This window comes from Paenibacillus apis (assembly GCF_018333295.1).
GTDB classification, from domain to species: domain Bacteria; phylum Bacillota; class Bacilli; order Paenibacillales; family Paenibacillaceae; genus Fontibacillus; species Fontibacillus antibioticophila.
In genome coordinates, this window is sequence record NZ_BORS01000008.1 from 238,807 (window position 1) to 264,877 (window position 26,071).

16 protein-coding genes are annotated in these 26,071 nt (G+C 49.6%); 1 reads left to right on the forward strand and 15 read right to left on the reverse strand.

What is annotated here, in order from left to right; genetic code table 11:
• The 12 genes from KI362_RS13715 to adhE all read right to left on the reverse strand — a co-directional run bounded on the left by KI362_RS13715 (window position 1) and on the right by adhE (window position 19,889).
• A complete protein-coding gene (locus KI362_RS13715) occupies window positions 1-759 on the reverse strand; it encodes a metal ABC transporter ATP-binding protein (RefSeq protein WP_301627746.1) in 759 nt (252 codons plus the stop codon).
• Window positions 760-794: 35 nt separating this feature from the next.
• Window positions 795-1,814, reverse strand: coding sequence for a metal ABC transporter substrate-binding protein (locus KI362_RS13720; RefSeq protein WP_301627748.1), 1,020 nt, complete (start codon window positions 1,812-1,814; stop codon window positions 795-797).
• A 223-nt stretch (window positions 1,815-2,037) separates the two neighbouring features.
• Window positions 2,038-4,017 carry a methionine--tRNA ligase gene (gene metG, locus KI362_RS13725; protein WP_301627750.1) on the reverse strand — a complete coding sequence of 660 codons (1,980 nt, stop codon included), beginning with the start codon at window positions 4,015-4,017 and terminating at the stop codon, window positions 2,038-2,040.
• Between the two features lie 339 nt (window positions 4,018-4,356).
• Window positions 4,357-4,602, reverse strand: coding sequence for a membrane protein insertion efficiency factor YidD (yidD, locus tag KI362_RS13730; RefSeq protein WP_044479143.1), 246 nt, complete (start codon window positions 4,600-4,602; stop codon window positions 4,357-4,359).
• A 233-nt stretch (window positions 4,603-4,835) separates the two neighbouring features.
• Window positions 4,836-7,031, reverse strand: a complete 2,196-nt coding sequence (locus KI362_RS13735; protein WP_301627752.1) for a stalk domain-containing protein — start codon at window positions 7,029-7,031, stop codon at window positions 4,836-4,838.
• Between the two features lie 214 nt (window positions 7,032-7,245).
• The gene (gene nagZ / locus KI362_RS13740; protein ID WP_301627795.1) at window positions 7,246-8,892 is read right to left on the reverse strand and encodes a beta-N-acetylhexosaminidase; all 1,647 of its coding nucleotides are present in this window, start codon (window positions 8,890-8,892) and stop codon (window positions 7,246-7,248) included.
• 24 nt (window positions 8,893-8,916) lie between these two features.
• A complete protein-coding gene (locus tag KI362_RS13745; RefSeq protein WP_301627754.1) occupies window positions 8,917-10,524 on the reverse strand; it encodes a response regulator transcription factor in 1,608 nt (535 codons plus the stop codon).
• Window positions 10,521-12,341 (reverse strand): cache domain-containing sensor histidine kinase, encoded by a 1,821-nt coding sequence (locus tag KI362_RS13750; RefSeq protein WP_301627755.1) that lies wholly within the window; start codon window positions 12,339-12,341, stop codon window positions 10,521-10,523. Before KI362_RS13750 ends, KI362_RS13745 begins: the two co-directional genes overlap by 4 nt.
• A 39-nt stretch (window positions 12,342-12,380) precedes the next feature.
• Window positions 12,381-13,751, reverse strand: a complete 1,371-nt coding sequence (locus KI362_RS13755) for an ABC transporter substrate-binding protein (RefSeq protein WP_301627757.1) — start codon at window positions 13,749-13,751, stop codon at window positions 12,381-12,383.
• 172 nt (window positions 13,752-13,923) lie between these two features.
• A complete protein-coding gene (pflA, locus tag KI362_RS13760) occupies window positions 13,924-14,667 on the reverse strand; it encodes a pyruvate formate-lyase-activating protein (RefSeq protein WP_044479147.1) in 744 nt (247 codons plus the stop codon).
• A gap of 78 nt (window positions 14,668-14,745) precedes the next feature.
• On the reverse strand, window positions 14,746-17,016 hold the full coding sequence (gene pflB, locus KI362_RS13765) for a formate C-acetyltransferase (protein ID WP_301627760.1): 2,271 nt from the start codon (window positions 17,014-17,016) through the stop codon (window positions 14,746-14,748).
• Between the two features lie 257 nt (window positions 17,017-17,273).
• Complete coding sequence (gene adhE / locus KI362_RS13770) at window positions 17,274-19,889, reverse strand: bifunctional acetaldehyde-CoA/alcohol dehydrogenase (RefSeq protein WP_301627763.1); 2,616 nt, start codon at window positions 19,887-19,889, stop codon at window positions 17,274-17,276.
• 398 nt (window positions 19,890-20,287) lie between these two features.
• On the opposite strand from adhE, the gene KI362_RS13775 reads away from it, so the two are divergent.
• Window positions 20,288-21,004 (forward strand): Crp/Fnr family transcriptional regulator, encoded by a 717-nt coding sequence (locus tag KI362_RS13775; RefSeq protein ID WP_044479150.1) that lies wholly within the window; start codon window positions 20,288-20,290, stop codon window positions 21,002-21,004.
• Between the two features lie 1,108 nt (window positions 21,005-22,112).
• Here the strand turns inward: KI362_RS13775 and KI362_RS13780 are convergent.
• From KI362_RS13780 to nirB, 3 genes are read right to left on the reverse strand one after another with little or no spacing between them, the layout of a single operon-like run.
• Window positions 22,113-22,913 carry a formate/nitrite transporter family protein gene (locus KI362_RS13780; protein WP_301627765.1) on the reverse strand — a complete coding sequence of 267 codons (801 nt, stop codon included), beginning with the start codon at window positions 22,911-22,913 and terminating at the stop codon, window positions 22,113-22,115.
• A 15-nt stretch (window positions 22,914-22,928) separates the two neighbouring features.
• Complete coding sequence (locus KI362_RS13785; protein WP_374705664.1) at window positions 22,929-23,276, reverse strand: nitrite reductase (NAD(P)H) small subunit; 348 nt, start codon at window positions 23,274-23,276, stop codon at window positions 22,929-22,931.
• Between the two features lie 33 nt (window positions 23,277-23,309).
• Window positions 23,310-25,742, reverse strand: a complete 2,433-nt coding sequence (gene nirB / locus KI362_RS13790) for a nitrite reductase large subunit NirB (protein ID WP_301627769.1) — start codon at window positions 25,740-25,742, stop codon at window positions 23,310-23,312.
• Window positions 25,743-26,071 lie beyond the last annotated feature (329 nt).

The window sequence follows — 26,071 nt, forward strand, 5'->3', positions numbered from 1 at the left end:
TTAGAGAATCGAATGCTGCAGTCCGGGAATCACACAGTCCTGCTCGTGCGAATGACGGGCATAAAATTTAATGCCTCCGTAAGTATCTCGGGGTTCTTTTCCCAGCTTGCCCTCGATCATCTCGATATCATGGGAGACCATCAGGAAGGTCATCTGATGATGGGCATGCATATGGAAGATCAAATCAAAGAAATCCGCCTGGGTCTGCGCATCAATACCAACCGTAGGCTCATCCAGAATGAGCAAATCCGGCTGATTGATCAACGCACGGGCCAGAAATACACGCTGCTGCTGTCCGCCGGATAATTGCCCGATTCGTTTACTCGCCAGATCACTGATATGCATGACTTCCATCGCCTCAGCCAGCTTGCGCCGGTCCTCCTGATGGACTCTCTTAAAAATCTTCTTGTTGCTATACAATCCAGACAGAACTACTTCCTGTACTGTAGCCGGAAAGAGCGGATTAAAAGCGTTCTTCTGCGGCACATAGCCGATCCGCTCCCAATCCCGAAAGCTCCGTACCGGCTGCCCGAACAGCATGATCTCCCCATGGGTCGGCCGAAGCAGACCAACAATCATCTTCAGTAGCGTGGTCTTTCCTGCGCCATTGGAGCCGATGATCCCGACGAAGTCTCGTTCCTTGACAACCAGGTTCAATCCTGAAATGACCTGCTGGTCCTGATAAGCGAACGAAACCTGATTCAATTCAATAATATGTTGATGACATGCTTCTCCTGTAACTCTGGTAAGGGATGTCATAAAGGTCCCATCCTTCCTGCTGAAAATCCCATCCTTTATTGTAGAGCGAGCTTGAGATTTTGCAAGTTCTTTTCCATTAATGTGAAATAGTTGTCCCCGGCCTTCTCCTGCTCCTTCGTCAAGCCTTCCACCGGATTCAGCACCATAGTCTCTACTCCTGCTTCAGACGCCAGTGTCTTTGCGAGGCGATCGGATACCAGTTCTTCAAAGAAAATGTATTGGATACCCTCTTCCTTCACCAGCTTCGACAGCTTGACCAGATCCTGTCCGCGCGGCTCGGCATCCGGAGACAATCCCATAATCGCATGCTGCGTCAGGCCATAATCACGGCATAGGTAGCCGAACGCCTGATGGGATACAACAATTTCCTTCTTGGACATGCCTTCCAGCTCCGAAGTGAATTTGGCATCCAGCGCATCCAGCTTCTCAGTCAATTCCTTATATCTGGCCTCATAGTTCGCTTGATGAGCAGGATCCGCTTCAATGAAGCTGTTCTTCATATTCTCTGCCATAATCTTTGCCGATTTGGGACTAACCCAGGTATGCGGATCAATATGGGTAGCAGCATGGTCATGGTCATGCTCTTCATTACCCGCTTCGTGCCCGTGATCCTCATCATGTTCCTCTTCAGCAGCCTCTCCGTGCCCATGGCCGTCATCCTCGTCGGTATAGATCAGCTCGATCCCTTGAGACACCTCGACCGTCTTCACTGTACTGTCATTGCCCAAGCCCTTGAGAAAATTCGGTACCCAGCCTTCAAGACCGGCACCATTATAGAAAAACAGCTGCGCTTTCGATGTATTTAAAATGTCCTGACTCCGCGGAGTCCAATCATGCGGTTCAACGCCGGTTGGGAGCAGATTAATGACGTTAGCCTCCTCTCCTCCGATTGCCTTAGCAAATTCGTAGATCGGATAGAAGCTCGTGACAACATTCACCTTGCCTTCCGCAATTCCATTAGCTTGACCCTTCCCGCATCCTGCCAGCAGAAGCAGCATCGCTAATCCCAGTATCAGTGTGCTTGCACTTCCTTGTATATAATGCCTTTTACGCATATTGGTTCTCTCCTTTTATCTCTCAAGCAATTAATCGTAATGATTACTAATACGATTATAGAGATCACCATCTGCCCTGTCAACCTTAATTCTATGCAAATTGAACTAATGATTCTGCATTGGAGGCAACGAGTGAAGTGTTCTTACGATCGCTGTTGTGAAAATAAACCCGAAGACAAGAGATGCAGATCGCACCCTTGCCTCCGGGCAGCCTATAACAACCTTATTTTACAATCGCTCCGTTCGGCATGCTGTCCGGTACCGTGGCGAGTGTCAATTGATCTCCTTGAGAGGCGGCAAGTATCATGCCCTGCGACAATTCTCCGCGCAGCTTCACCGGCTTCAGGTTCGTCACGCAAATCACCTTGCGTCCTACCAATTCCTCCGGCTTGTAATGCTTAGCGATGCCTGAGACGACCTGGCGCTGCTCAAATCCCAGATCAAGCTGCAGCTTTAGCAGCTTGTCGGCCTTTGGCACCGGCTCACAAGCAACAACCTGAGCCACCCGGAGCTCGACCTTGGCAAATTCGTCAATGCCGATTTCTTCCTTCAGATCCGGCTTCTCCTGAGCCTCTTGCGGCGCCGCAGCTTCTGGCTTAGCTGTCTCTGCAGCCGCTGCTCCGCCGGCCATGGAGCTGGAAATAAACTCGATTTCCTGCTCCGCCTCAAGTCTTGGGAAGATGGGCTCCGCCTTGCCAACCTTGGTTCCGCCGGATACGACGCCCAGCTGCTTCGCGCTATCCCATTCCGTCCATTCGCCTGCCGAAATACCAAGCTGGCTCCAAATCTTGGCCGGAGCCTCCGTCAGGAACGGCTGCAGCAAAATCGATGCAATCCGCAACGATTCAACCAGATGCGTCATGACAGAAGCCAGCTCCTCCTGCTTGGCTTCATCCTTCGCCAGTACCCATGGCTGGGTCTCATCAATATACTTATTGGTGCGGCTGATAAATGCACCGATTGCAGATAGAGCCACGGAGAACTCCAGGTTTTCCATAACTTCTTCTACCTTGCTGACGGTCTCAAGCGCCAGCTTCTCCAGTTCCGCGTCAAAAGCTGTAACACCTGCTTTAAACGCAGGAATGGTGCCATCGAAATACTTCCCGATCATCGCAACCGTCCGGTTGAGCAGATTCCCCAGATCGTTGGCCAGATCGGAGTTCACACGCTGTACGAAGCTTTCCGGGGTGAAGGAGCCGTCAGCACCGAAGGGAACCTCACGAAGCAGGTAATAGCGTGTTGCATCCAGTCCATACCGGTCGATCAACACAAGCGGGTCCATAACATTTCCCTTCGACTTGGACATCTTGCCGCCTTTCATTAACAGCCAGCCATGTCCGAAGACCTTCTTCGGGAGCGGCAAGTCCAGAGCCATCAGCATGATCGGCCAATAAATCGTATGGAACCGGACAATCTCCTTACCGACCAAATGCACATCTGCCGGCCAATAACGGTTAAACAGCTCTTCATTTTCGCTGCCGTAGCCGAGTGCCGTTATATAATTTGTCAAGGCATCGATCCACACATAGACGACATGCTTCGGATCTCCCTTCACCTTAACGCCCCAATCGAAGGTTGCCCGGGATACGGCAAGATCTTCAAGCCCTGGCTTGATGAAGTTGTTGATCATCTCATTCTTGCGAGATTCCGGCTGAATAAATCCCGGATTGTCTTCGTAGTATTGAAGCAGGCGGTCCACATATTTGCTCATTCGGAAAAAGTAGCTCTCTTCCTTCACCAGTTCTACCGGGCGTCCGCAATCCGGACAATTGCCGTCCACAAGCTGGCGCTCCGTAAAGAATGATTCACACGGGGTACAATACCAGCCTTCATATTCACCTTTATAGATATCTCCCTGCTGCACCAAACGGTCAAAAATATCAGCTACCGCCGTTTTATGCCGCTCTTCCGTAGTACGGATGAAGTCATCGTTTGAAATATCAAGCTTCTTCCACAAGTCCTTAATACCGGCCACAATATCATCCACGAATTGCTGCGGCGTCTTGCCCGCCTTAAGCGCATTGCGTTCAATCTTCTGTCCATGCTCGTCCGTACCGGTCAGGTAGCGCACATCATATCCGCGCAGCCGTTTGTATCGGGCGATGGCGTCACCGGCCACAGTTGTATAGGCATGACCGATGTGAAGCTTGTCGCTCGGATAATAGATCGGAGTCGTAATGTAATACGTCTTTTTTGTTGACATGTCTTCATCTCCTTGATTTCAGAAAATAAAAAAACCCGCCCCTCTATGGGACGAGATTGCTCACGTGTTACCACCCAAATTTCCCGTCACCTTACGGCTGCGGGCTCGGCAGGTCAAAGCTTGACCGCACCAGTAACGCCGGATTAAGCGCCGCTGCCTCACCTCCACAGAACTCAAGGATGGCTCAACAGCAGTTCTCCAGGACCATTTTCCAAAGCGGCTCCAGACCGGTTTTCAGCTTCCCCCGGCTCTCTGCAACTGGCGCACTTTCTCTGTACTTATCCGTTCATCGAATCTGTATCGAATATGATCTAATATTAAGAAACTCCTCACAACATGTCAAGGGGCCGCGTCCTTTTGCCGCTTCGGCGGAACCGGATCCAGCCCGCCCGGATGAAAGGGATGGCATTTTGCAATTCGTCTCGCTGCCAGGTAGCTTCCCTTCAATGGCCCATGTACTTCTATTGCCTCTAAAGCATAAGCCGAACAAGTAGGATAGAATCGGCAGGTCGGCGGCTTCAGTGGGGAGATGAATTTTCGGTAAAAGCGAATCGGAGCCTGAAAGCTCCGTCTGACAAGCTTCATTGTGCGCATCCTCCGTTCAAGACTGTCCAGCTTCCCAGCCCTCCTTCTAATAATGCCGCACTTTTCGCACAGCGTCAACGAAGCCGGCCCCTGAAATAGGGGCCGGCTTCGTTAGTAAATAATATTATTGCTATATAAGTTGGTTCAGTCAGAGAAATCCGCGAACAACAGCGATCGTAAGCACACTTCACACGTTGCCCAATACGTACAATCATTGGTTCAACTTATATCATCTATTTCTTCGCAGGCATTTGCTGGAACAGCAGATTGACCGAAAGGTTGCTTCCCGGAGCGGCAGTGAATACCAGATTCAAGCTCTGCTCGTAATTACCTGTGCGGAACAGAACCGCCGTTTCGTTCGGTGCATTCAATCCGGTTGTCGCAGACAGCGGAACCTGAACCCCGTTCACCAGAATCCAGCCGGTATAGAATCCGCCGCGTGGATTGAAGGTAACCAAGGTATTCGGTGCAACCCGCTTCAATGTAATGTTATACACAACACCGAAGTTTCCGGCATTCAGAACAGGTTCAGCAGCAGACATCGTATCTTGCCCAGCAAGGAACGGATCGCTTGAGTTGTCCCCAAGCAGCAGTCTTACAGGCGTCAGACCAATTTCTTCGGAATATTCAATCGTTCTGGTAGCATCCATAAACGTTCCGCGGTTATGAACATCACGCGGCAGCAAGCTCAGATAAGGCAGCGATACCATCGGATCCTTATCCGCGCCTATCATAATGACATCATATTGAAGGGTAGAGTCGCTGTGCAAATCTGCAAGCAACGAGATGACATCCCCATTTTTCATGTTAGATGCGCTCAGCTCGTTCAGGATGATCTTGCTTTCTCCCGGAGCAATCCAGATATCCTTATACTGGTTTCCGGTCAGCATGGAATCATAATAACGTTCAACGGAGGCTTTTCCCACTCCGGTTGCATATTGATTCGGTCCGGCAAAGCCCAGGTTGCTCTGGGTCAAACGGGCGCTAACATCGTTATTATTAGTGGCAATTACGTACATTTTCACATTTTTGCCGGTAGCATTCGCATGGTGAATCATAAACCGGGTAGCGCCAAGGGCTGTCTCCCGATACAGTACACCCTCAGAATAAACCGTCTCCGGGCTATTGCTTCGGATCAGCGTAGTTGCGTTGGAAGTATATGAATAATTAACCTTGTCCCAGCTCGGAACCGCTTTTCCGTCGAATCCATATTTTTCTCCGACCGGAGTATAGAGCTGGTTGAATTCATCCCGCGTATAGAGGGTTTCATTCGTAATCGTGATGGTCTTCTCGATCGTCGATGTAAGCCCAAATACATTCACTACAGTCAGTTTAATAGATACCGGACCCGGGCTAAAAAAGGCACGCTGATTATTTACCCAATTGCGGTCCTGGATTCCTACCTCATCCGAACTGTCATCGATATAAGTGATCAGCTCACCCATCTTGTAAGTATCTTTATCCGTTGTAAAATTAGCTATTGGCGGAGTATGCGGCTTCACGACGGTAATCGTCAGGGAGAACGGATCGCTCCATTGGCCGCTTGCATCCTGGACGCGATAAGTGACCACGTAGTTCCCCGGCGTCATGAACGTTTCCTGACGGCCCTGCCACTCTTCACTGACAATCTGCTGGCCTGTAGGAGAAGATGACTGAGGCAAGTATTGAACTATCGTCTCTCCGGAAATGACCTCTTTATTCCCGATCGTAAAGCTTGCCACCGGTTTAGTAGATAGATTCATAATGACGCGCTTTCCCTTTTGGTCCCATGTATACGGGATTTCCAAGGCTTGAGTAATCGCAGTCAACGGCACCATGAAATTATTCTGAACGGAATAGGATTTGCCGCGCATCGTGGAGGTAACACCGTTTACTTTATAGCTTGTCGTATTCAGCTTGAAGCGAAGCTCATCGCTGCCGCGGACAATAATGGTTTCCTTGGTCTTGCTGTCGTAAGAGATTTGGAATCCGGCCCGCTCGACAATCGCCCGGATTGAGACGTAGGATACTCCGTCCTTTACTTCCATGGGATAATTAGCGAGGTATTCTACACCATTATGGTACATTTTCTTGCTGTTCATCAAAAGGATCAATTCATCGCCGCTTGAAGAGGCAGCCCCGGAAATGACGGCTCCTTCATTGGACGTCCCCTCTGTTGTTGGCTCTGTTGCCTGTTCTGTTGCGGGCTCTCCCGCTTCACCTTCAACTGTCCCAGCGCCCTCTGTATCCGGATCGGTCACTGGATCTGTCGAGGAAGCCTCCTCACCGGAATCGGCCTGAGACTTCTGCTCATATGTCGCTTCGGTAATCGTCGTCTCATTTGCCGAATTGGAGACCGGCACATTCTCCTCTGCACTTACAGGCAAAGCCAGTGCGGCTACCTGCGAAGCAACCAAAATCGTAGTCATAAGCATTTTCTTGAAATTCATGCTGGCAATACTCCCTCTCTCCCCCATTTTGGAACCTTCTTCTGTAGACTCATATACTTTAAACGCATCTTCCCTGAAAAAGTTTCTACAAATATCATAGCATGCAAGCACAAACATTGGACAAAAAGTTCCGTATTCACGCAAAAGCCGGCACAAACCGCGTTATAGCGCGCGATTCTGCCGGTTTTGGCTTTGCATGTATCGCCTGAAATTATTAGTTAAGAGTGTAACTAAAGCCTGCCGGGTAGCTGCTGTTCAGACCAACAGGCAGAACTCCGGTCGGCTGCAAACGACCTGTAATCACCTTAGCCAACGCATCCAGAGCGTAGGAACGATTTTCATAAAGACAGAGATAGGTTTCTGCCTCAGGGAATTCATGAATGTCATAAGGATTCCGTGTCGATACTGCAACGACCCGGTCTTCATGAATCCGGCACAGCTCTTGAACAAGCTGCTTTTGGCCCTCGGGCAAAGCTCCTTCTGCGGTATAGGTTACAACTACAATCTGATCATAGGCCTGGCTTGTATTCAACACCTGTTCCAGCTCTTCATCCTCCGGATACGTGCCGATGACCGCCAGCTCCACTTGAACTCCGCATTTCTCCAATGCATCAGCAAGGGTGTAGCGATGAACTGCCGGTTCATCGACCTCAGTCCGATGACGAAGCTCCGGCCAGACGACAAGCACGGGCTTCGCTGCATTCAGCGGGAAGTTCGAGCCCTTTTTCACTAGCGTCACGCTCTTTTCGGCAATTTGTGTAAGGAGCGGCACATGTTCCTCATCCGGAGTCAAGGGCATCTGAACAGGAGCCGCAGGGACTTCCTTCCCCGCTTCAAAGGTCGGCGTCCCCAATCTTTGCTCCTTCAGCCGAAGAACTCGTTCTACCGATTGATTAATCCGCTCCTCGGTAATTCTGCCCTCTTTAACTGCCTTCTTCACGGCCTCAATCGCTGCAATTTGATCACTCAGCGTATGGCTTACTAGCACAAGGTCCGCTCCGGCTTGAAGCGATTGGACGGCCCCTTCGGCAATTCCGCTCTCCTTGGAAATCGCATGCATCTCCAGGCAGTCCGTAACAATAACCCCCTGATAGCCTAGCTCGGTTCTTAGCAAGTCCGTCAGTACCTTCCGGGATAATGTAGCTGGAATACCATCCGGCTCAAATGCCGGGAAAATGACATGTGCAGTCATTATCGCATCAACCCCGGCCTCGATTGCATGCCGGAATGGCAGCAATTCAACGGCGTTCAGACGCTCCTTATCGTGAGGCACCGAGGCAAGACCTCGATGCGAATCAACTGCCGTATCCCCATGTCCGGGAAAATGCTTGGCCGTAGCGATAACTCCCTGCTGCTGATAGCCTGTAATTGCGGCCACACCATGCTCCGCTACCTTTAGCGGGTTCTCCCCGAACGAACGCACTCCGATGACAGGGTTGGCCGGATTATTATTCACATCGATGCACGGCGCGAAGTTGAAATTAATGCCCAGCGCCAGCATTTCCTTGGCTGCCAGCCGCGCCGTAGCTTCCGTTAACGACAGATCACCGGCTGCGCCAAGAGACATATTTCCCGGAATCCGGCTCATGCCCTCATGGTCAAGACGAGCAACCATCCCGCCTTCCTGATCAATGGCAATGAATAACGGAACATCCGCATGATTCCTCGGAAGCCGCTGCAGAGCGGAGGACAATGCGGCCAGCTGCGGCACAGACTCGATATTGCGCCGGAAATACACCGTCCCCCCGACATGGTAGTCCTTGATCAAGGTCAAAATCTGTTCATCCGCCTCAAGACTATGGAAACCGCAAATAAACAATTGACCAATCTTTTCCTCTAACGACCAGGCTGATTCATTCAATTTCAAGCCCCTCACCTCTTAGTATTAGGATACGGTTGATTCCCTGGAACGATATTCCGAGGGCGTCATTCCGGTGTATTTCTGAAAGACCTTCGTAAAATACCTGCGTTCCTGATACCCGACAACAGCTCCGATGCTGGTTATTGATTTACTGCTGCTCTGGAGCAAGGTCTTGGCTGTTTCGATTCGCTGACGTGTTAAATATTCAACAAATGTCTCTCCGAAGTGATTTTTGAACAACAGGCAGAAGTAACTGCAGCTAATTCCTAAATAATCTGAAATATCCTGGATCCCGAAGTCTTTGCCAAGATGTTGCAGGATATAGTTCTGAGCCGTCATCATCAGGGTCTCCGAGGATTTCTTGGCCGCCAGTGAATCTCTGGACTGATCAAGCATGGCCAGAATGACCGTAAGCAGTTCCTTAAGGCTGAGCGTTCCCTGAAGCAGCGCCCAAACCTTCTTCTCTTGGTCTGCAGCCAGCATTTGCAATTCACGCATCTCCCGAAGCAGATGTATGAGCAGATAATGCAGGAGCTTCTCTGCATGAGCGCCTGAGCTTTCGACGGAGTGGGCGATATAATGCTTAAGCTCGGAGGATACGCGAAGCAGCATATCCGGATTGCCGTTCCTTAGTCCATTCGTCATCAATTCCGTGAACCGCCATCCTTGCATCCCATCTTCTGCCTGTATTTCATTCCGCTCGGGCAGCAAGCCATTCGCATTCACAATCCATTGATCCGGGGAATGTAAGATGAACAGCTTCTGCATACGCTGATAAAGAGCAGGCAGCTCACGCAGTGGAACAGACTCCTGCTTGACACACATCCGCAGGCTTAGCTCGGGCTGCGTCTCCCGGACCTCGTTCATCAGCACGGTATGCATTTCTGCGAGCTGCTCGCGGGTGACACTCTGCCACTCTGCGGAATGCAATACCAGACACCATTCGCCCTCTCTCACTTGCAGCACCATGCAGTTGGGTACAAGCTCCCTGAACAGCTCGGTCAACAACCGCTTGATATGTACATTCCAAGTCTTTCGTTCATGCGGGGTCCAGGACAACGAGCAACGCGCATAGTCTTCCAGGTCCAACAGGAGCATGCCGTCAACCGATGGCTGCTCGCCCCGCTCCTCGTCCGGGAGCCATTGCATCCTCTCGTCTGTCATCTGGCCTAGTAAAGCATGCAGCATATAATTTTCGTTAAACAGCATCGCCGCCTGTTCCAGCCACTCCTCCTTGCTCTGCTTCCTTATGGCTTCACGGATATGGGCAGCGATGCTCCTAACCACATCCTCCAGCTCGAAGTAATTGATCGGCTTGCAGATATAGTCTTTCACCCCGTACTTGATGCCTACCCGGGCATACTCAAACTCCTGATAGCCTGTCAGCAAAATAATCTCACTGTTCAGCTTGCACTCCCTGGCCTTCTCGATGAACTCCAGCCCATCCATTACCGGCATTCGAATATCGCATAGGATTAAGTCCGGCGCATGCAAGACGGCGGCTTCCAGCGCCTCCACCCCGTTTCTGGCCAATCCCACAATCTCGAAGCCCATGTCCTCCCAGGGCAATACCTTTGACAGGTTGTTTAAAATATGAACTTCATCATCCACCAACAGCGCCTTCAGCTTCATCCCTGATCACCCGATTCTGTTATTGGAATCACACACTGGATTATCGTTCCTTCTCCGGGCTGCGAGCAGATGAACAGACCATAGCGGCTTCCATATCGCAGCCTTAACCGGTCATGCACACTCCTTAGCCCAAGCCCCCTCCGCTCATGATTGGGATACACAGAGACGGAATGAAGATCTAGGTCAGGGTCGGCATACTGAATGGATGAGAGCTGTTTGCCTGTCATGCCGATCCCATTATCTTCTACCTGGAGCACCATGCTATTATTCCGCAGCATGCCTGTCACTTTAATCTGGCCCCTGTAATTGATGCCCTCGAAGCCATGCTGGATGCTATTCTCTACCAATGGCTGAAGCGTCAGCTTCATCACCTTGCAGCTCATCATGCTTGCCGGAATGTCAATCTCATAATCGAACAGCTCTTCAAAACGGAATTTTTGAATCTCAAGATAGCTCCGAAGATGCTCCACTTCAAGCCCAAGGCGAATCTCTTCCTTGTCCTGAATACTGATGCGAAGAATGCTGGCCAGCCGCACCACCATCTCGCTGACCTTCCGCCCTTCATTCTGCACGGCCAGCACATTAATCGACTCCAGTGTGTTGAACAGGAAGTGAGGCTTGATCTGCGCCTGCAGCACTCTTAGCTCTGCATTGGCCTTCTGAAGCTGCTCCTGTTTGACTTGATGGAACAGTTCATTAATCTTCTCCATTTGGCTGTTAAAGCCCTTCTGCAGCAGCAGAAGCTCATCATCGCCCTTCTCATCGACCCTGGCCGTCAGATCGCCGCTCTCAACCTTTCTCATAAAGCGGACTATGACCCCTATTGTCCCTGTAATCCGGTTCATAAAGAAAATATTAAAGAGCATGGCCGTAACCACACATATGAGAATAATAGCTACAAACCACTTGGAGAACGTCGTAACTTCTTGGGACAAATAGTGCCATGACGTTACAGACACCAGCTTCCAGTTATATTCCTTCAAATGATAGATGGAAATGACGCTTTCCTCATTCTCGAATTTCCCCTTAAAGCTGGAATACTCTGTGATTGCCGAGAGCTTGGACTGAATGCCGGACTCCAGCGTCTCGCCGCTTAGCTCTGACTGGAAGTCGTAAAGCACCTGACCGTTGTCATTGACCAGGAAGAAACGGGTATCCTGCATCCTGCTCCCGATCGTCAAGTTGCGGTAAATACTTTCAAACTCCCAATTTTTAATCTGAACCACCAGCACGCCCACCTTGCGAAACGTACCCAGGTCCTTAATCAGGCGAATCTGGGTGAACACATCCTCCGAACCGGTTAATTCGGGATACTCATGAGGCGCTATCCATTTGGGAACCCCGTTCAGGGACATCACTTCCTGGTAGAGGGGATGTTCCTGAAATTGCTCATAGGGCAAGGTCTCGAAGTTTTCTTTATTAAAGATAGAAATGACATTAGAATCCCCGGTTCCATGCACATTGTACAAAAAAGCATAGTCAATCGCAGGGTGGCTATACAGCAAAGAGCGGAAGTTGCGCTGATTTGCATTTAGTTCCAGCTGGCTTGCGGCCGTTAAATCCTGTGAATCCGGATCCTGAGAGCTGAGCGCTTCCTGGAAGACCCCTGTAGCGATGCCGTTGTCCGTGACATTATCCATCTCCTGAAATATATTCTTGATGCTGTAGCCAATGGCCTTTAGCGAATACTCCGCCTGCTGGCTATACTTGGTCTCAATCGAATTGAATGTAACCAGAAAGGTAATAATACCGAGTATGAACAGCGGAATGATGACAAGCCCAAGGAAGGCGGTAAACAGTTTGATTCGCAGGTTCATAGCGTTTTTCTCCCGAATTCGTAGTACGCTTGCTTAGCTCTATTCAAGCGCATTAGCCGTATTCTGAACGGCTTGAATGTGCTCAAGCATCTTAGCCGGTTCTATCTCGCCGCCGATGATCTGCTGTATGCCTATGCTCAGCGCCGTATTTACCTCGGCTTGTACAAGCGCATCATATGCCGGAAAGGACAGCTCAATTTCGCTGACCGCCGTGAAAATATCCTGCATCAGCGCATCGTCAGATGTTGTCCTCATCTGCTCCAGATCCATCTTGATTGCTGGCAGCACACCGTCTTCCTTCAAGCCGCGAAGCTGCATTTCCTCGGTCCACATATTTTTAATAAAGCTCTTCACGGCGGCCAGCTTCCGGGGATCGTCAGCAACCGCGCTGGAGAACCCGTAGCCATTATTCGCATCCTGCATAACCACAACAGGATCCCCCTTCTTCAATGGAGGCATATTAAAAAAACCGATCTTACCCGCCATCGGTCCAGCCTGAGCCGGATCTCTGAACACCGAGTTCGCCCAGGAACCGTCCATCATCATGATCGCTTCCCCCGTGATCATCTGGTTCCGCATATCCGCATATTCGAGGCCCAGCTCCCCTTTTTTGAAGTAGCCTTTCTCCACCCATTCCTTGTGCTTGGCAATCGCCTTCACCATCCTTTCATCATTCCACTGGCTCTCGCCGGTCATAAAGCCATAGGTAATTTCCGGGCCGGCATAATATGACCATAGATTATTCGTTGTCATAAGAGGAATCCATGCATCCTTGGAGGCTTGGGCGAACGGAATTTTGCCATCAGCTTGAATCTCTTCAGCCAGTCTGTCAAGCTCATCCAGCGTTTGGGGGATCGATAGCTCTTTTTGCTCAAAGTAATCTTTATTATAGAAGTAACCTTCAATGGATCCGCCGATCGGCAGACCGTATATTTTACCGTCCAGTGTAAATGAAGCCAAGGTTGTAAATTTGTCCTTCAAGCCAAGCGCATTCAAAATTTCTGAAAGATCAAGCATCAGGCCCTCTCGGGCATAGAGCTGGGCCTCCGGGCTGCCGAACACATCAAATACTTCCGGGGGCTTGCCGGCGGCCATCTCTCCCCTCAGCTTCTCCTTGCGGTTCACCTCGGAGTCGACTGCATCCAGTCTGATTGTCAGCCCGGGCACTTCCGCCTCCGTCTTGGCAACGACCTCCTCGAGCAGAGCAAGCCGGAACTTCTTGGAATCTCCAACCTGCGTATGGCGGATCGTAATCTCGAACGGCTCTGCGCTGCTCAAAGCCTCATTATTCACAACCGGACCTTGATCTTCACTTTCGGATGCAGGGTTACGAGAATCATTGCAGCTCGCAAGCAGGGTAGAAAAAGAGAGGATCAGCAGCAGGAGAAGTGGAAGTATGGCTTTCTTCATTTTTCTGGGACCCCTCCTGAATTTAGAGTTACTACCCCTTATTATAGAAAACGATTTCAAATCCGTCAGGAGGTTATTTTTCTATATCAGGGATAATTTCTTCTTATTAACCACAAGAAAGCGGTTAAACCTGACATCTACAGTCAAGCCTAACCGCTATCGCTATACTTTGTTAATTCATAATTACTTCTGCCTGCTGACGACCCTTCTCGATCATAGCATATGCCCAATCCACTTGTTCCGATGTCGGGGAAGGCACGCCTTCCAACGGGTATGCCCAGCCAAGCTCCTGCCATTTGTATACACCCATTTGATGATAAGGGAGAATCTCCAGCTTCTCTACACCTTGAAGACCGCCGATGAACCGACCTAAGCGGACCAAATCCTCTTCCTCATCATTAATGCCGGGTACAAGCACATAACGGATCCACATATTTCGATGATGACTAGACAGCCATTCAGCCATTCTAAGCATTCGATCATTGGGCTTGCTAGTCAATTTGATGTGCTTCTCATTATCGATGTGCTTCAAATCAAGAAGAACCAGATCCGTTACATCAAGAAGATCCTTGATCTTGTCGCCTTCGTTGTAACCATTCGTATCCAGCGTGGTATGCAAGTTCCAACGCTTCTTGACTTGACGGAACAGCTCGGTAACAAAAGGAGCCTGCAAGGTTGCTTCTCCTCCCGATACCGTCAAGCCGCCGCCTGAGGAGCGATAGTAGGTGAGGTATGGCTCAATTTCCGCCAACACCTCATCTACAGTCATCTCCTTGCCATCCGTCAAGCTCCATGTATCCGGGTTATGGCAATATTGGCATTTCAGCAGGCAGCCCTGCATGAAGAGAACGAAACGAATACCTGGTCCATCTACCGTTCCGAAAGTTTCCAATGAATGTATGCGACCTTTAAGCATCTTTCGTCACCCTTTCCAGTTAGGCTGCCTCAATTTATACTATTGAACAGCATTTATTACGAATCTACCCGAAGCTCCTTACATCGAACCATGGAAGGTACGGTTGATCACATCGAGCTGTTGCTCGCGAGTCAGTTTGATGAAGTTAACAGCATATCCGGATACGCGGATGGTCAGCTGAGGGTAGTTCTCAGGATGTTCCATTGCGTCCATCAGTTGCTCACGATCAAACACGTTGACGTTGAGGTGATGGGCGTTGCTGCCGAAATATCCATCCATCATCGATACAAGGTTGGATTTGCGGATTTCCGCTTCTTTACCGAGCGCCTTAGGCACGATCGAGAAGGTATTCGAGATCCCGTCAAGGCTGTGCTCGTAAGGCAGCTTCGCTACCGAGCTAAGCGATGCCAGCGCACCCTTCTTATCGCGGCCGTGCATTGGGTTTGCACCAGGAGCAAACGGCTCGCCTGCCTTACGTCCATCCGGAGTAGTACCTGTCTTCTTACCGTACACTACGTTGGAAGTAATGGTCAATACGGATTGTGTAGGCAGAGCATCACGGTAAGTCTTGTGCTTGCGAATCATTTCCATGAAGGATTCAACCAGGTTAACGGCAATTTGGTCAACGCGGTCATCGTTGTTTCCGTAGCAAGGGAACTCGCCTTCTGTCTCGAAGTCAACAGCAATGCCTTGTTCATTACGGATAACCTTAACCTTGGCATGTTTGATTGCGCTCAAGGAGTCGGCTGCAACCGACAGCCCCGCAATACCGCAAGCCATCGTACGGAGAATGTCGCGGTCATGCAGCGCCATTTCGATCCGTTCGTAGCAGTACTTGTCATGCATATAGTGAATTACATTCAAGGTATTTACATAGGTTTTAGCCAGCCATTCCATCATCGGCTTGAAGCGTTTCATCACTTCATCATACTCAAGGTATTCGGAAGTAATTGCCGGGTATTCAGGACCGACTTGTGCGCCGGATTTTTCATCCTTACCGCCATTGATCGCATACAACAGGGCTTTCGCCAGGTTCGCACGCGCTCCGAAGAACTGCATTTGCTTACCGATCTTCATTGCGGATACGCAGCAAGCGATACCGTAGTCGTCACCGTAGATCGGACGCATCAGGTCGTCGTTCTCATATTGAATCGAGCTGGTTTCGATCGAAACCTTGGCACAGTATTTCTTGAACGCTTCAGGCAATTGCTCGGACCAGAGAACAGTCAGGTTCGGTTCCGGAGCAGGACCCAGGTTGTACAGGGTGTGCAGGAAGCGGAAGCTGTTCTTCGTTACCAATGTCGATCCGTCTACAGCCATACCGCCGATCGATTCTGTAACCCAAGTAGGGTCGCCGCTGAACAGATCATTATATTCAGGAGTACGCAGGAATTTAACGATGCGAAGCTTCATAACGAAATGGTCAACCAGTTCTTGAGCTGCTTCTTCAGACAGGGTTCCTTCAGTCAGATCGCGTTCGATGTAAGCATCCAGGAAGGAAGATACGCGTCCCAGGGACATTGCAGCGCCGTCTTGCTCTTTAACTGCAGCCAGGTAGCCGAAGTATACCCATTGGAAAGCTTCCTTCGCATTTTCAGCAGGTCTGGAAATATCGAAGCCGTACATTTGTCCAAGCTGCTTCAGTTCGTCCAGCGCACGGATTTGTTCGGACAGCTCTTCGCGAAGACGAATGACAGCTTCATCAATAACGTCAACCTCAAGGCTCTTCAGCTCGTTTTTCTTTTGTTTGATCAGGAAGTCTACACCGTACAGAGCTACACGGCGATAGTCGCCGATGATCCGGCCGCGGCCGTAAGCATCCGGAAGACCTGTGATGATGCCGGCCTTACGAACGGCTCTCATCTCGGAGGTATATGCATCAAAAACGCCTTGGTTGTGGGTTTTACGGATATGTGTAAACAGTTCAACAATTTCTTCCGGCAAATCAAAGCCGTATGCCTTACAGGAATTGAGAACCATATTGATACCGCCGAAAGGATGAATAGTACGTTGGAACGGCTCATCCCCTTGAACACCGACGATTTGTTCCTTAGCTTTGTCAAGGTATCCAGGCTTGTGGGATGTAATCATGGATGGCTTGTGAACATCTACATCCAGCACGCCGCCAGCTTCTCTTTCTTTCTTCGTGAGATCGGAAATAATATCCCACAGTGCTTTAGTGTTGTCAGTTGCGCCTTCCAAGAAGGACTCGTTGCCTTCATATGCGCTGATGTTGTTCTCGATGAAATCGCGGGTGTTCACTTCTCTCATCCATTTCCCTTTTTTGAAGCTTCTCCACGCCGTTTGTACTTCTTGTGTTTTTTGAACTTCTCTTTCAATCACCGACATCTTTATTCCCTCCATTTATAGTTTAAAGTACGCGGGTTGAAGGTTATATATCCGCGCCTTGTGATCCCTAAAATTTGTGATACTTTTCACATTTCTGACACTGGTGAGTCTCAGCGAATACATTTTATATCCACTGCACTTACCTTTTCTATTAGGGATCATTTATAGCTTTATATTATAATAATCCCCATATAAAGATTGTGACAAATATCACTTTCGAGGTGATATTTGTCACTTTTTTCATCCTATTTGTTCACTTATTCTTCAAATCTTCCGTAGAAGGCATCGCGGTAAACCTCCGCCAGCTCCGTAACCAATGGCAGCTTAGGATTGGCTGTTGTACATTGATCCTCAAAGGCGCGGTCTGCCAGATAATCTACCCGCGATTCGAAGTCGCTTGCGTCAAATCCAAGCTCCTGGAAGCTTGCAGGAATCCCGAGCTTCTTGTTCAAATCGCGGATGGCGTTGATCAGGCTCTTCACGCCCTCCTCTGTAGTACGGGCAGGCAGTCCGAGGATCCGCGCGATTTCCGCGTAGCGCTCATCGGCTACAAAATTTGTATATTTAGGCCATGCTGCAAACTTGGTTGGCTTCTTCGCATTGTAGCGAATGACATGCGGCATCAGGATCGCATTGGTACGACCATGAGCGGTATGGTACTGCCCGCCCCATTTGTGCGCAAGGCTATGGTTGATGCCGAGGAATGCATTCGCAAATGCCATCCCTGCCAGTGTCGAAGCGTTATGCATTTTTTCGCGAGCCAGCTTGTCGCCAGTCAGCGCCGATTTCTCCAGGTATTGGAACACTAGTTGAATGGCTTTAATTGCAAGTCCGTCCGTATAGTCATTAGCCATCACCGATACATACGCTTCAATCGCATGTGTCAATACGTCCATCCCTGTATCAGCAACTGCTGTTTTAGGCAAGCTATATACAAATTCAGGGTCGATGATTGCCACGTCCGGAGTCAGCTCATAGTCTGCCAACGGATACTTGGTGTTGCCATTGATCTTATCGGTAATAACGGCGAACGGCGTTACTTCCGAGCCTGTGCCCGACGTCGTAGGAATCGCTACGAATTTTGCCTTTTGGCCCAGACGAGGATACTTGTAAGTCCGCTTGCGGATATCCATGAATTTTTGCTTCAGGTTATGGAAATCCGTATCCGGGTATTCATAGAACAGCCACATGCCCTTGGCCGCATCCATTGGCGAGCCGCCGCCGAGTGCGATGATGCAATCCGGTTGGAATTTAGCCATTAGCTCAGTCCCGCGTTCAACCGTAGTTGTCGACGGATCCGGTTCTACATCCGAGAACACTTCAATCGCTACCGGCGTTTGACGTTGACGGAGATAGTGCTCCACTCTTTCTACATAACCCAGTTTAACCATCATCGGGTCCGTTACAATTAATACGCGGCTGATATCCGGCATTTTAGCAAGATATTGAGTCGAATTTTTCTCGAAATAGATTTTATCCGGCACTTTGAACCATTGCATATTCACGGTACGACGATTCACCCTTTTCACGTTGATCAGATTGATAGCCGTTACGTTCGACGATGTCGAGTTGCGTCCATAAGATCCGCAGCCGAGTGTCAGGGACGGCAGGTTCGTATTATAGATATCACCGATACCGCCTTGCGACGAAGGCTGGTTCACCAAAATCCGGCAGGTAGGCATGCTGTCCGAGAATTTCTGAATGATCTCTTCATTATTGGAATGAATAACCGAGGAATGCCCCATGCCTCCGAATTGGACCACTTCCAGTGCGCGTGCGATACCTTGTTCAGCTGTTTTTACTTTGTAGCAGGCCAATACCGGGCTCAGCTTCTCAGCGGACAATGGGAATTTAGGTCCTACGCCTTCAATTTCAGCGACGAGGATCTTCGTTCCTGCAGGCACATCGATACCGCACATTTCAGCGATTTTCACAGCGGGTTGACCTACGATGCTTGGATTTACGGCACATTTATCAGCAATGATAGCTCCGGCAGTCAATTTTGCAGCCTCTTCCTTATTAACGAAGTAGCAGCCGTTTGCGATCATTTTCTTCTTCACTTGGTCAAAAATAGGTTCTTCGATAATAACCGCTTGCTCCGAGGCACAGATCATACCGTTGTCAAACGTCTTCGAGAGAATCAAATCGTTCACCGCTTGATCCAGGTCGGCGGTCTTCTCAATGAAGCAAGGAACGTTACCAGGACCTACGCCGAGCGCCGGTTTGCCGCAGCTGTAAGCCGCTTTAACCATCGCGGATCCGCCAGTTGCCAGAATGCAGGCTACGTCAGGATGATTCATCAGCGCATTGGTACGGTCCATCGAAGGATTCTCGATCCATTGAATACAATCTGCAGGCGCGCCATGCTTCACGGCAGCTTCGAGCAGAATCTTGGCAGCTTCCGCACTGCAGCGTTGTGCAGATGGATGGAAACCAAAGATAATCGGGTTGCGTGTCTTGATCGCGATCATCGCTTTAAAGATGGTAGTGGATGTCGGGTTGGTCACCGGCGTAATTCCCATGATGATGCCGACAGGCTCAGCGATCTTCTGGAAGCTTTCATAAGGATTATCTTCAATCACGCCGACGGTCTTGTTGTATTTGATGCTGTTGTGGATATACTCCGTTGCAAACATGTTCTTGATAATTTTGTCTTCGTATACGCCGCGTCCGGTTTCTTCGACCGCCATCTTGGCAAGGTACATATGCTTGTCAAGTCCTGCCAGTGCCATAGCCTGTACGATCTGGTCGATTTGCTCCTGAGTCATGCTCATGAACGCTTCGGATGCTTTCTTCCCCTTGTCGATCAATGTCTGGATGTAGTCTTGTGCGGTAGGCTCCGTGTTTGCTTTCACTTCGTTCTTAACGGCCATTTCTCTCATCCTCCTAAGGTGGAATGGACAACTCCTTATGTTAGTGATTTTTTTCACTTAAAGGTGTGTCCTTGTGAAGCTTTGCGCTTCTCTTTATGGTTAAAGCATATCACAGCTTTTTCGGTTTGTATAGTGAATTTTTTCACGTACTTTAAAGTGAATGAAAACTTTCAATAGAATGTTCAAATTTTCAGGCGCAATTTACAGTTTTTGACTTTGACTCCTTATTCTTTTTCTTGTATTGTGAGAAATATCATTTCTCCATTAAAGTGAAATTAGTCACAATGTTGAAATTTCGACACTTTTTAAGGACTTCTAAGCGTCTCAAAACTCTAAAAAAGTTATATAATTAATTTAAAATTTTCAGAAAAATTTGGAACACAAAGGGGAAATCCATAATGAGCGAAATGATGAGCGTCACTCTGCCCCGCGGCAATACGAGCTGTTTTACCGAGCAAAACTTCAACCGTCTCCTTGTCACGATGAAAGAAAAAGCGTACCCTGAGGGAACGCATCTTTTCTGGGAAGGCGACTTTTCCGATAAACTATTTTATGTTAAACGCGGGCGCGTCAAGCTGACCAAGTCTACCGATGAAGGCAAAGAGCTGATCCTCTACATGTACGGCCGCGGAGATATGGTGGGTCAGGCGGATCCTTTCTTTAGCACCAAGCACAGCTTCACTGCTGAAGTCATTGAGGACAGTGAGGTTGGCGTCATCGAGCAGAAGGATCTGGAGATCATGATCTGCCAGCACTGCGATTTTGCGATTGATTTCATGAAATGGATGGGGATCCATCACCGATTGACACAGACGAAATTCCGCGACCTGATGATGTACGGGAAGCCGGGCGCGCTTTGCTCTACTCTGATTCGTCTAAGCAATACTTACGGTGAACAGCATGGGGAGAACATTCTAATCAATAAGAAAATCACCCATACGGATTTGTCCAATATGATTGGCGCAACCCGTGAAAGCGTCAACCGGATGCTGAGTGATCTTCGTAAGAAGGATGCGCTGGAGTATGATAACGGCATGATTGTTATTAAGGACCTGGTGATGCTGCAGGATATTTGTCACTGCGAGCTCTGTCCGAATGAAATCTGCCGGATCTAGTCTCTCCTCGCTGGTGGCGTAACAAACTACTAAAAAGGGGCGCCCAACAGACTTGTTTTGTCGGGACGCCCTGTTTGTGTTAGTGTGCAATACGCTGACGCTCTATGCTTTCGAAGCAGCTTTCTTGCAGAAAGCCTTTACCTTCATACTTTTGCCCTGGCTACTTCGCCTTATGAGTTCAACTGCTATGCTAACTGCACATGACTGCGCCACGATAGCATTACAGTAAGCTTGAAGCCTGTGGCATGCAAGCAGGATACTCCGCGCGCCAATAGCCTTCTCCCAACTTCCCCTTGCTGCCAGGCCCGCCTTAGGCTAGGCATCACAAATGGAGGCCTGCGCGATTCAGTTTACGCACAGCCCCATGGAACACTGGCACCTGGAGTTACCCCAGTCGCACATTGCTTCGGCCTTGTGCGGAACGCGGAACTTCGTTATCCGACTAGACCTTCCAGTCTTGTTCCGAGCTTTACTCATCCCACTTGTTCAGCCTCATTCCGGTCATGCTCCAGTGAAATTTCTTACCTTAAATTCTTCATTCGGCACTCGAATCCAATTTTAGTGAAAAAATTTACCTTAGAGCTCCAGTATCTAGTTAAAACCACGGTATAGCCCACTTTAAGCGAAAAAATTTCACTATATCCGCATTTCTATCATTTCCACTGAATTTAAGGTAACTTTTTTCACTGTATGCGTAAGATTCATATTTCATGCGGACGACCGATCACCGTCATACCGCAAAACACCACGCGCTGGAAGCTGCGCTCGGTGCAAGGTAACTCATGCGTACTTGGTCGGTATTATGCATAATCTACTTGAATAACCCTTGCTCTGTCGGCTTGTTGCAAATTGGGGTATCACCCAATGATGATGCGGTGTGTCTATCTACTGTTTGTACTGCACCACGCACAGCTCCCAGCGCGCGGTGGGACGGTACGGGTGTCACCACACGCCTGCCCTTCAGTCTCATAGAGAGTCCAGTGCATCCGGTACCTATAAAGCCGAAGAATCTGCGTTAAAAGGGTATAAGTGTGAAGTGTTACAAGCTTTCTGTAAGAAAGCTACTTCGTAAGCACACTTCACACGTTGCCCCCAGTACGCAGATGACTTAAGCCGCTTTACGTGCCTTCTCCTTCTTGCGAACCGGTGAGATGAACCAGTAAGCCATACCGACGAAGATGGCGCCGCCAACGATATTGCCGAGTGTCACCGGAATCATATTATGCAGCCAGCCGGCCAGCGTAACGGTATCCGGGTGATTTGGTAGCAGCAAGGAAAGGCTGAGCAGCGTCATATTCGCTACACTGTGCTCATAGCCGCTTGCGATAAAGGCATAAAGACACCACCAGATCAGAATCAGCTTGCTGATATCGTCCTTGGCCCGATTGCTCATCCAGATCGCAAGACAGACGAGCCAGTTACACAAAATGCCGCGAAAGAACAATTCCATGACGGGGGCTCCCATCTTCTTAGCGGATGCGGCAAAGATCAGATGCTCCGGCCCCGCAGCCTTGAATAGCCCGGAGCCGACGATCAGGAGACTGAGAACAACAGCCCCCGCAAGATTTCCGAGGAATACCAGTGTCCAATTCTTGGCGGTATCCCCGATTGTCGTTCTACCCGCCAAGGTGCTTGCCGTAAAGAACATGTTATTGCCGGTGAAGAGCTCGGAGCCTGCAAAGATAACCAGGGTCAGGGCAATCCCGAAGGACATGCCCATCACCATGGGCTGAAACGGCGACTTGATCGCTGCAAGCGGTGCGCCCACCGAGAAGATCAGAATAATTCCGAGGCCGACATAAGCGCCGGCTAGCATGGCTGCCACCATATATCTCGGCAGGCTCTCGTTCATCAAGTCTCTTTTTTTAACCGCGGCTTCTACGATGGCTTCAACATTTTGTGTAAACATGGAGATCCCCTCCGTTTATGTCGTTTGGAGCTGCTGCTCCAATGCGATCCATACTTGACCGTTCTCTACCTTCACCGGACACATGCTAGCCCGGCCCGTATCGGGAGCCTGCACCAACCCGGTAGTCAAGTCAATCTTCCAGTCGTACAGCGGATCATACAAGTAATGTCCCGACAAGATCCCTTCCGCAAGCGGCCCGCCTTTCGGATGCGGACTCTGGTTCACAGCGGCAAAGATCCGTCCATCGGAAAGCGGGAAGACGGCGATTTCCTGCCCGTTGATTTCCACGACCCGCCCGATCTGCAGGAGGAACTCATCCACTGACCCTGCGGCATAGAATTTCAGATTGCTCTCTTTCTCCATGTTCATATTTCATTCTCCTCTCCATGTCACGATTTACAGCTGATTGCTCATTTCCAGGCGATTGTACAGCTTCTCCCGATGCTCGGTATCATTCAGCATCTTCTTCCAAGGGTCTTCTACCTGCTGCAGTGCGAACTCGATTCGTTCCATCAATGCCTTCCGGTTCTCGTGATCATCAACGACATTCGCTTTAATCGCATCTAATCCGATCCGTTCCACCCATTCCGAAGTTCTCTCTAGGTAATTGCCGCTCTCACGATAGTACTGCATAATTGCGCCAACAATTTCGATCAGCTCATCATCCGTCTTCACCTTGCAGAGCGGATCTGCAAGACGTGCCTTGATACCACCATTCCCGCCGACAAAGATCTCCCATCCGCCATCATTTCCGACGATCCCGATATCCTTCGTGCATGATTCCGCACAGTTCCGCGGACAGCCGTTAACTGCCATCTTGAATTTGGCCGGGAAATCAAGCCGTTCGAACTTACGCTCCAGAATCGCGCCCATCCCCATGGAATCCTGGGTTCCAAAGCGGCAGAACTGCGAGCCTACGCAGGTTTTTACGGTACGGAGCGACTTGGCATAGGCATAACCGGAAGGCATATCCAGCTCTTCCCATACCTTAGGCAGGTCTTCCTTCTTCACGCCGATCAGATCAAGACGCTGACCGCCGGTTACCTTGACAACCTTCACATCATACTTCAACGATACGTCTGCAATGCGCTTGAGTTCCTCCGGCGTTGTAACTCCACCATACATCCGCGGCACGACTGTATACGTTCCGTCCTTCTGGATATTGGCCGCCATCCGCTCGTTAACAAAACGGGATGGTTTCTCGTCCTCATGGGTGTCAGGATGCAGCATTCCAAGGTAGTAGTTCAGTGCCGGACGGCATTTCGAGCAGCCCTCCGGTTGGCTCCATCCAAGGACGTTCATGACTTCCTTCGTCGTCTGCAGACCCTTTTCCTGAATCTCGGCCACGATTTCATCCCGGCTCAGGGTGGTGCAGCCGCAGATGCCCTGCTTGGCAGCCGCAGTAAAGCCGTCGCCAAGCACATACTGTAAAATCTGCTCTACAACGGGCTTACAGCCTCCGCAAGAACGGGTCGCCCCGGTACAAGCCTTGATTTCGTCGACAGTAGTCAAGCCTTGATTGGTAATGACATCTACAATCGTTCCTTTGGTTACCCCATTACAGCCGCAGACGATCTCTTCATCCGGCATGGTCTCAACAGCAGCTGTCTTCTTTCCGCCTCCGCTGCAACCTGTACCCATCAGAGAAGCATACAGCTCGTCGGTCATCTCTGCTTTGTTCTTCACCAGCTTCTGAAGCTCATTTGCATCATCGATATCACCGAACAATACTGCGCCTACGATGATACCGTCCTGCAGCAGGATTTTCTTGTAGGTGCGTTTCCAGTCATCTTTATTGGAAATGACCGTATGCTCCGGTCCATCGATAAATACGCCGGTAGAAAATACATCGACACCTGATATTTTCAGCTTCGTGGACATGACGGACCCCTCATATGGGGCGATATCCACTCCACAGATATGCTTTGCAAGAATAGAGCCTTGTTCAAATAGCGGCGCTACCAGGCCGTAACAGATTCCCCGGTGCTCCGTGCACTCACCTACGGAATAGACGCCTTCCATCGAAGTCTGCATATAGTCATTCACTATGATCCCCCGATTGACGGCGATGCCGCTTTCCCGGGCTACAGCCACATTCGGCTTGATACCGACTGCCATCACGACGAATTCCGCTTCCAGCACCGTATCGTCGGCAAAACGCAATCCGCTGACCCGGGTATCCCCCAGAAGCTCGGACGTTTGCGCGCCCATTTTAAATTTAATGCCTTGACGCTCCAGCTCTGCCTTCAACATGGATGCGGCCTGATGATCAAGCTGACGCTCCATCAAGTCCTCCATCAGGTGAACCACCGTGACGTCCATTCCCAATTGAACCAGACCCTTTGCCGCCTCCAGTCCCAGCAACCCTCCGCCGATGACAGCTGCTTTACGGTAATTTTTCGCCGCTTCCAGCATCTGATTACAGTCCGCGATATCCCGGAAGCCGACAACACCTTCCTTGTCGCTGCCTGGGATTGGCAGAATGAATGAATTCGAGCCTGTTGCGATCAACACCTTATCATAAGGAACTCTCATGCCCTGCTCGGTTACGACTTCCTTACTCTGCTCATCGATTCTGGATACAGCCGTACCCATATGGAGCTTAATACCGTTATCTTCATACCACTGCAGATCATTCAGGACGATATCGTCGATGGTCTTGCTTCCTTCAAGCACATAGGACAGCATGATCCGGTTATAGTTCGGGTGAGGCTCGCTCCCAAAGACAGTAATATCGAATTTCGTAGTCAACTTCAAAATTTGCTCCACGGTGCTGATTCCGGCCATCCCGTTTCCAATTACCACCAGTTTCTCTTTTGCTGCGTTCATCGTAGAACTACCTCCTCAACCTCGTTGTTCTCTATTGGAGCTCCGCTCCTTCAGATTACATACAAATTATACATTTGAAATTTTAAATTAATTGTGATATTTTTCACATTTCAAGTGTATAATTTCACAATCCCTTTGTTTAGTTTGCAGGATGGACAAATTAATGTTTGTGCGTGGAGTCACAATAAATATGGCAAAAATGAATCAGCACCACCCGTATAACGGGTGGTTTGCTCTGCGGCTGAAAGCCTTTGTTACTGGCCAGCCCTGAAAGGGCACTGAATGATCCGCCAACCGCACTACTTTTTTAGCTACCCCTAAAGGGGTTG

What these genes read in the sequence shown, in the direction of transcription:
- KI362_RS13715 (WP_301627746.1), bottom strand. Translation starts at nt 759, where the DNA reads ATGACATCCCTTACCAGAGTTACAGGAGAAGCATGTCATCAACATATT.
- KI362_RS13720 (WP_301627748.1), bottom strand. Translation starts at nt 1,814, where the DNA reads ATGCGTAAAAGGCATTATATACAAGGAAGTGCAAGCACACTGATACTG.
- metG (WP_301627750.1), bottom strand. Translation starts at nt 4,017, where the DNA reads ATGTCAACAAAAAAGACGTATTACATTACGACTCCGATCTATTATCCG.
- yidD (WP_044479143.1), bottom strand. Translation starts at nt 4,602, where the DNA reads ATGAAGCTTGTCAGACGGAGCTTTCAGGCTCCGATTCGCTTTTACCGA.
- KI362_RS13735 (WP_301627752.1), bottom strand. Translation starts at nt 7,031, where the DNA reads ATGAATTTCAAGAAAATGCTTATGACTACGATTTTGGTTGCTTCGCAG.
- KI362_RS13745 (WP_301627754.1), bottom strand. Translation starts at nt 10,524, where the DNA reads ATGAAGCTGAAGGCGCTGTTGGTGGATGATGAAGTTCATATTTTAAAC.
- KI362_RS13750 (WP_301627755.1), bottom strand. Translation starts at nt 12,341, where the DNA reads ATGAACCTGCGAATCAAACTGTTTACCGCCTTCCTTGGGCTTGTCATC.
- KI362_RS13755 (WP_301627757.1), bottom strand. Translation starts at nt 13,751, where the DNA reads ATGAAGAAAGCCATACTTCCACTTCTCCTGCTGCTGATCCTCTCTTTT.
- pflA (WP_044479147.1), bottom strand. Translation starts at nt 14,667, where the DNA reads ATGCTTAAAGGTCGCATACATTCATTGGAAACTTTCGGAACGGTAGAT.
- pflB (WP_301627760.1), bottom strand. Translation starts at nt 17,016, where the DNA reads ATGTCGGTGATTGAAAGAGAAGTTCAAAAAACACAAGAAGTACAAACG.
- adhE (WP_301627763.1), bottom strand. Translation starts at nt 19,889, where the DNA reads ATGGCCGTTAAGAACGAAGTGAAAGCAAACACGGAGCCTACCGCACAA.
- KI362_RS13775 (WP_044479150.1), top strand. Translation starts at nt 20,288, where the DNA reads ATGAGCGAAATGATGAGCGTCACTCTGCCCCGCGGCAATACGAGCTGT.
- KI362_RS13780 (WP_301627765.1), bottom strand. Translation starts at nt 22,913, where the DNA reads ATGTTTACACAAAATGTTGAAGCCATCGTAGAAGCCGCGGTTAAAAAA.
- KI362_RS13785 (WP_374705664.1), bottom strand. Translation starts at nt 23,276, where the DNA reads ATGGAGAAAGAGAGCAATCTGAAATTCTATGCCGCAGGGTCAGTGGAT.
- nirB (WP_301627769.1), bottom strand. Translation starts at nt 25,742, where the DNA reads ATGAACGCAGCAAAAGAGAAACTGGTGGTAATTGGAAACGGGATGGCC.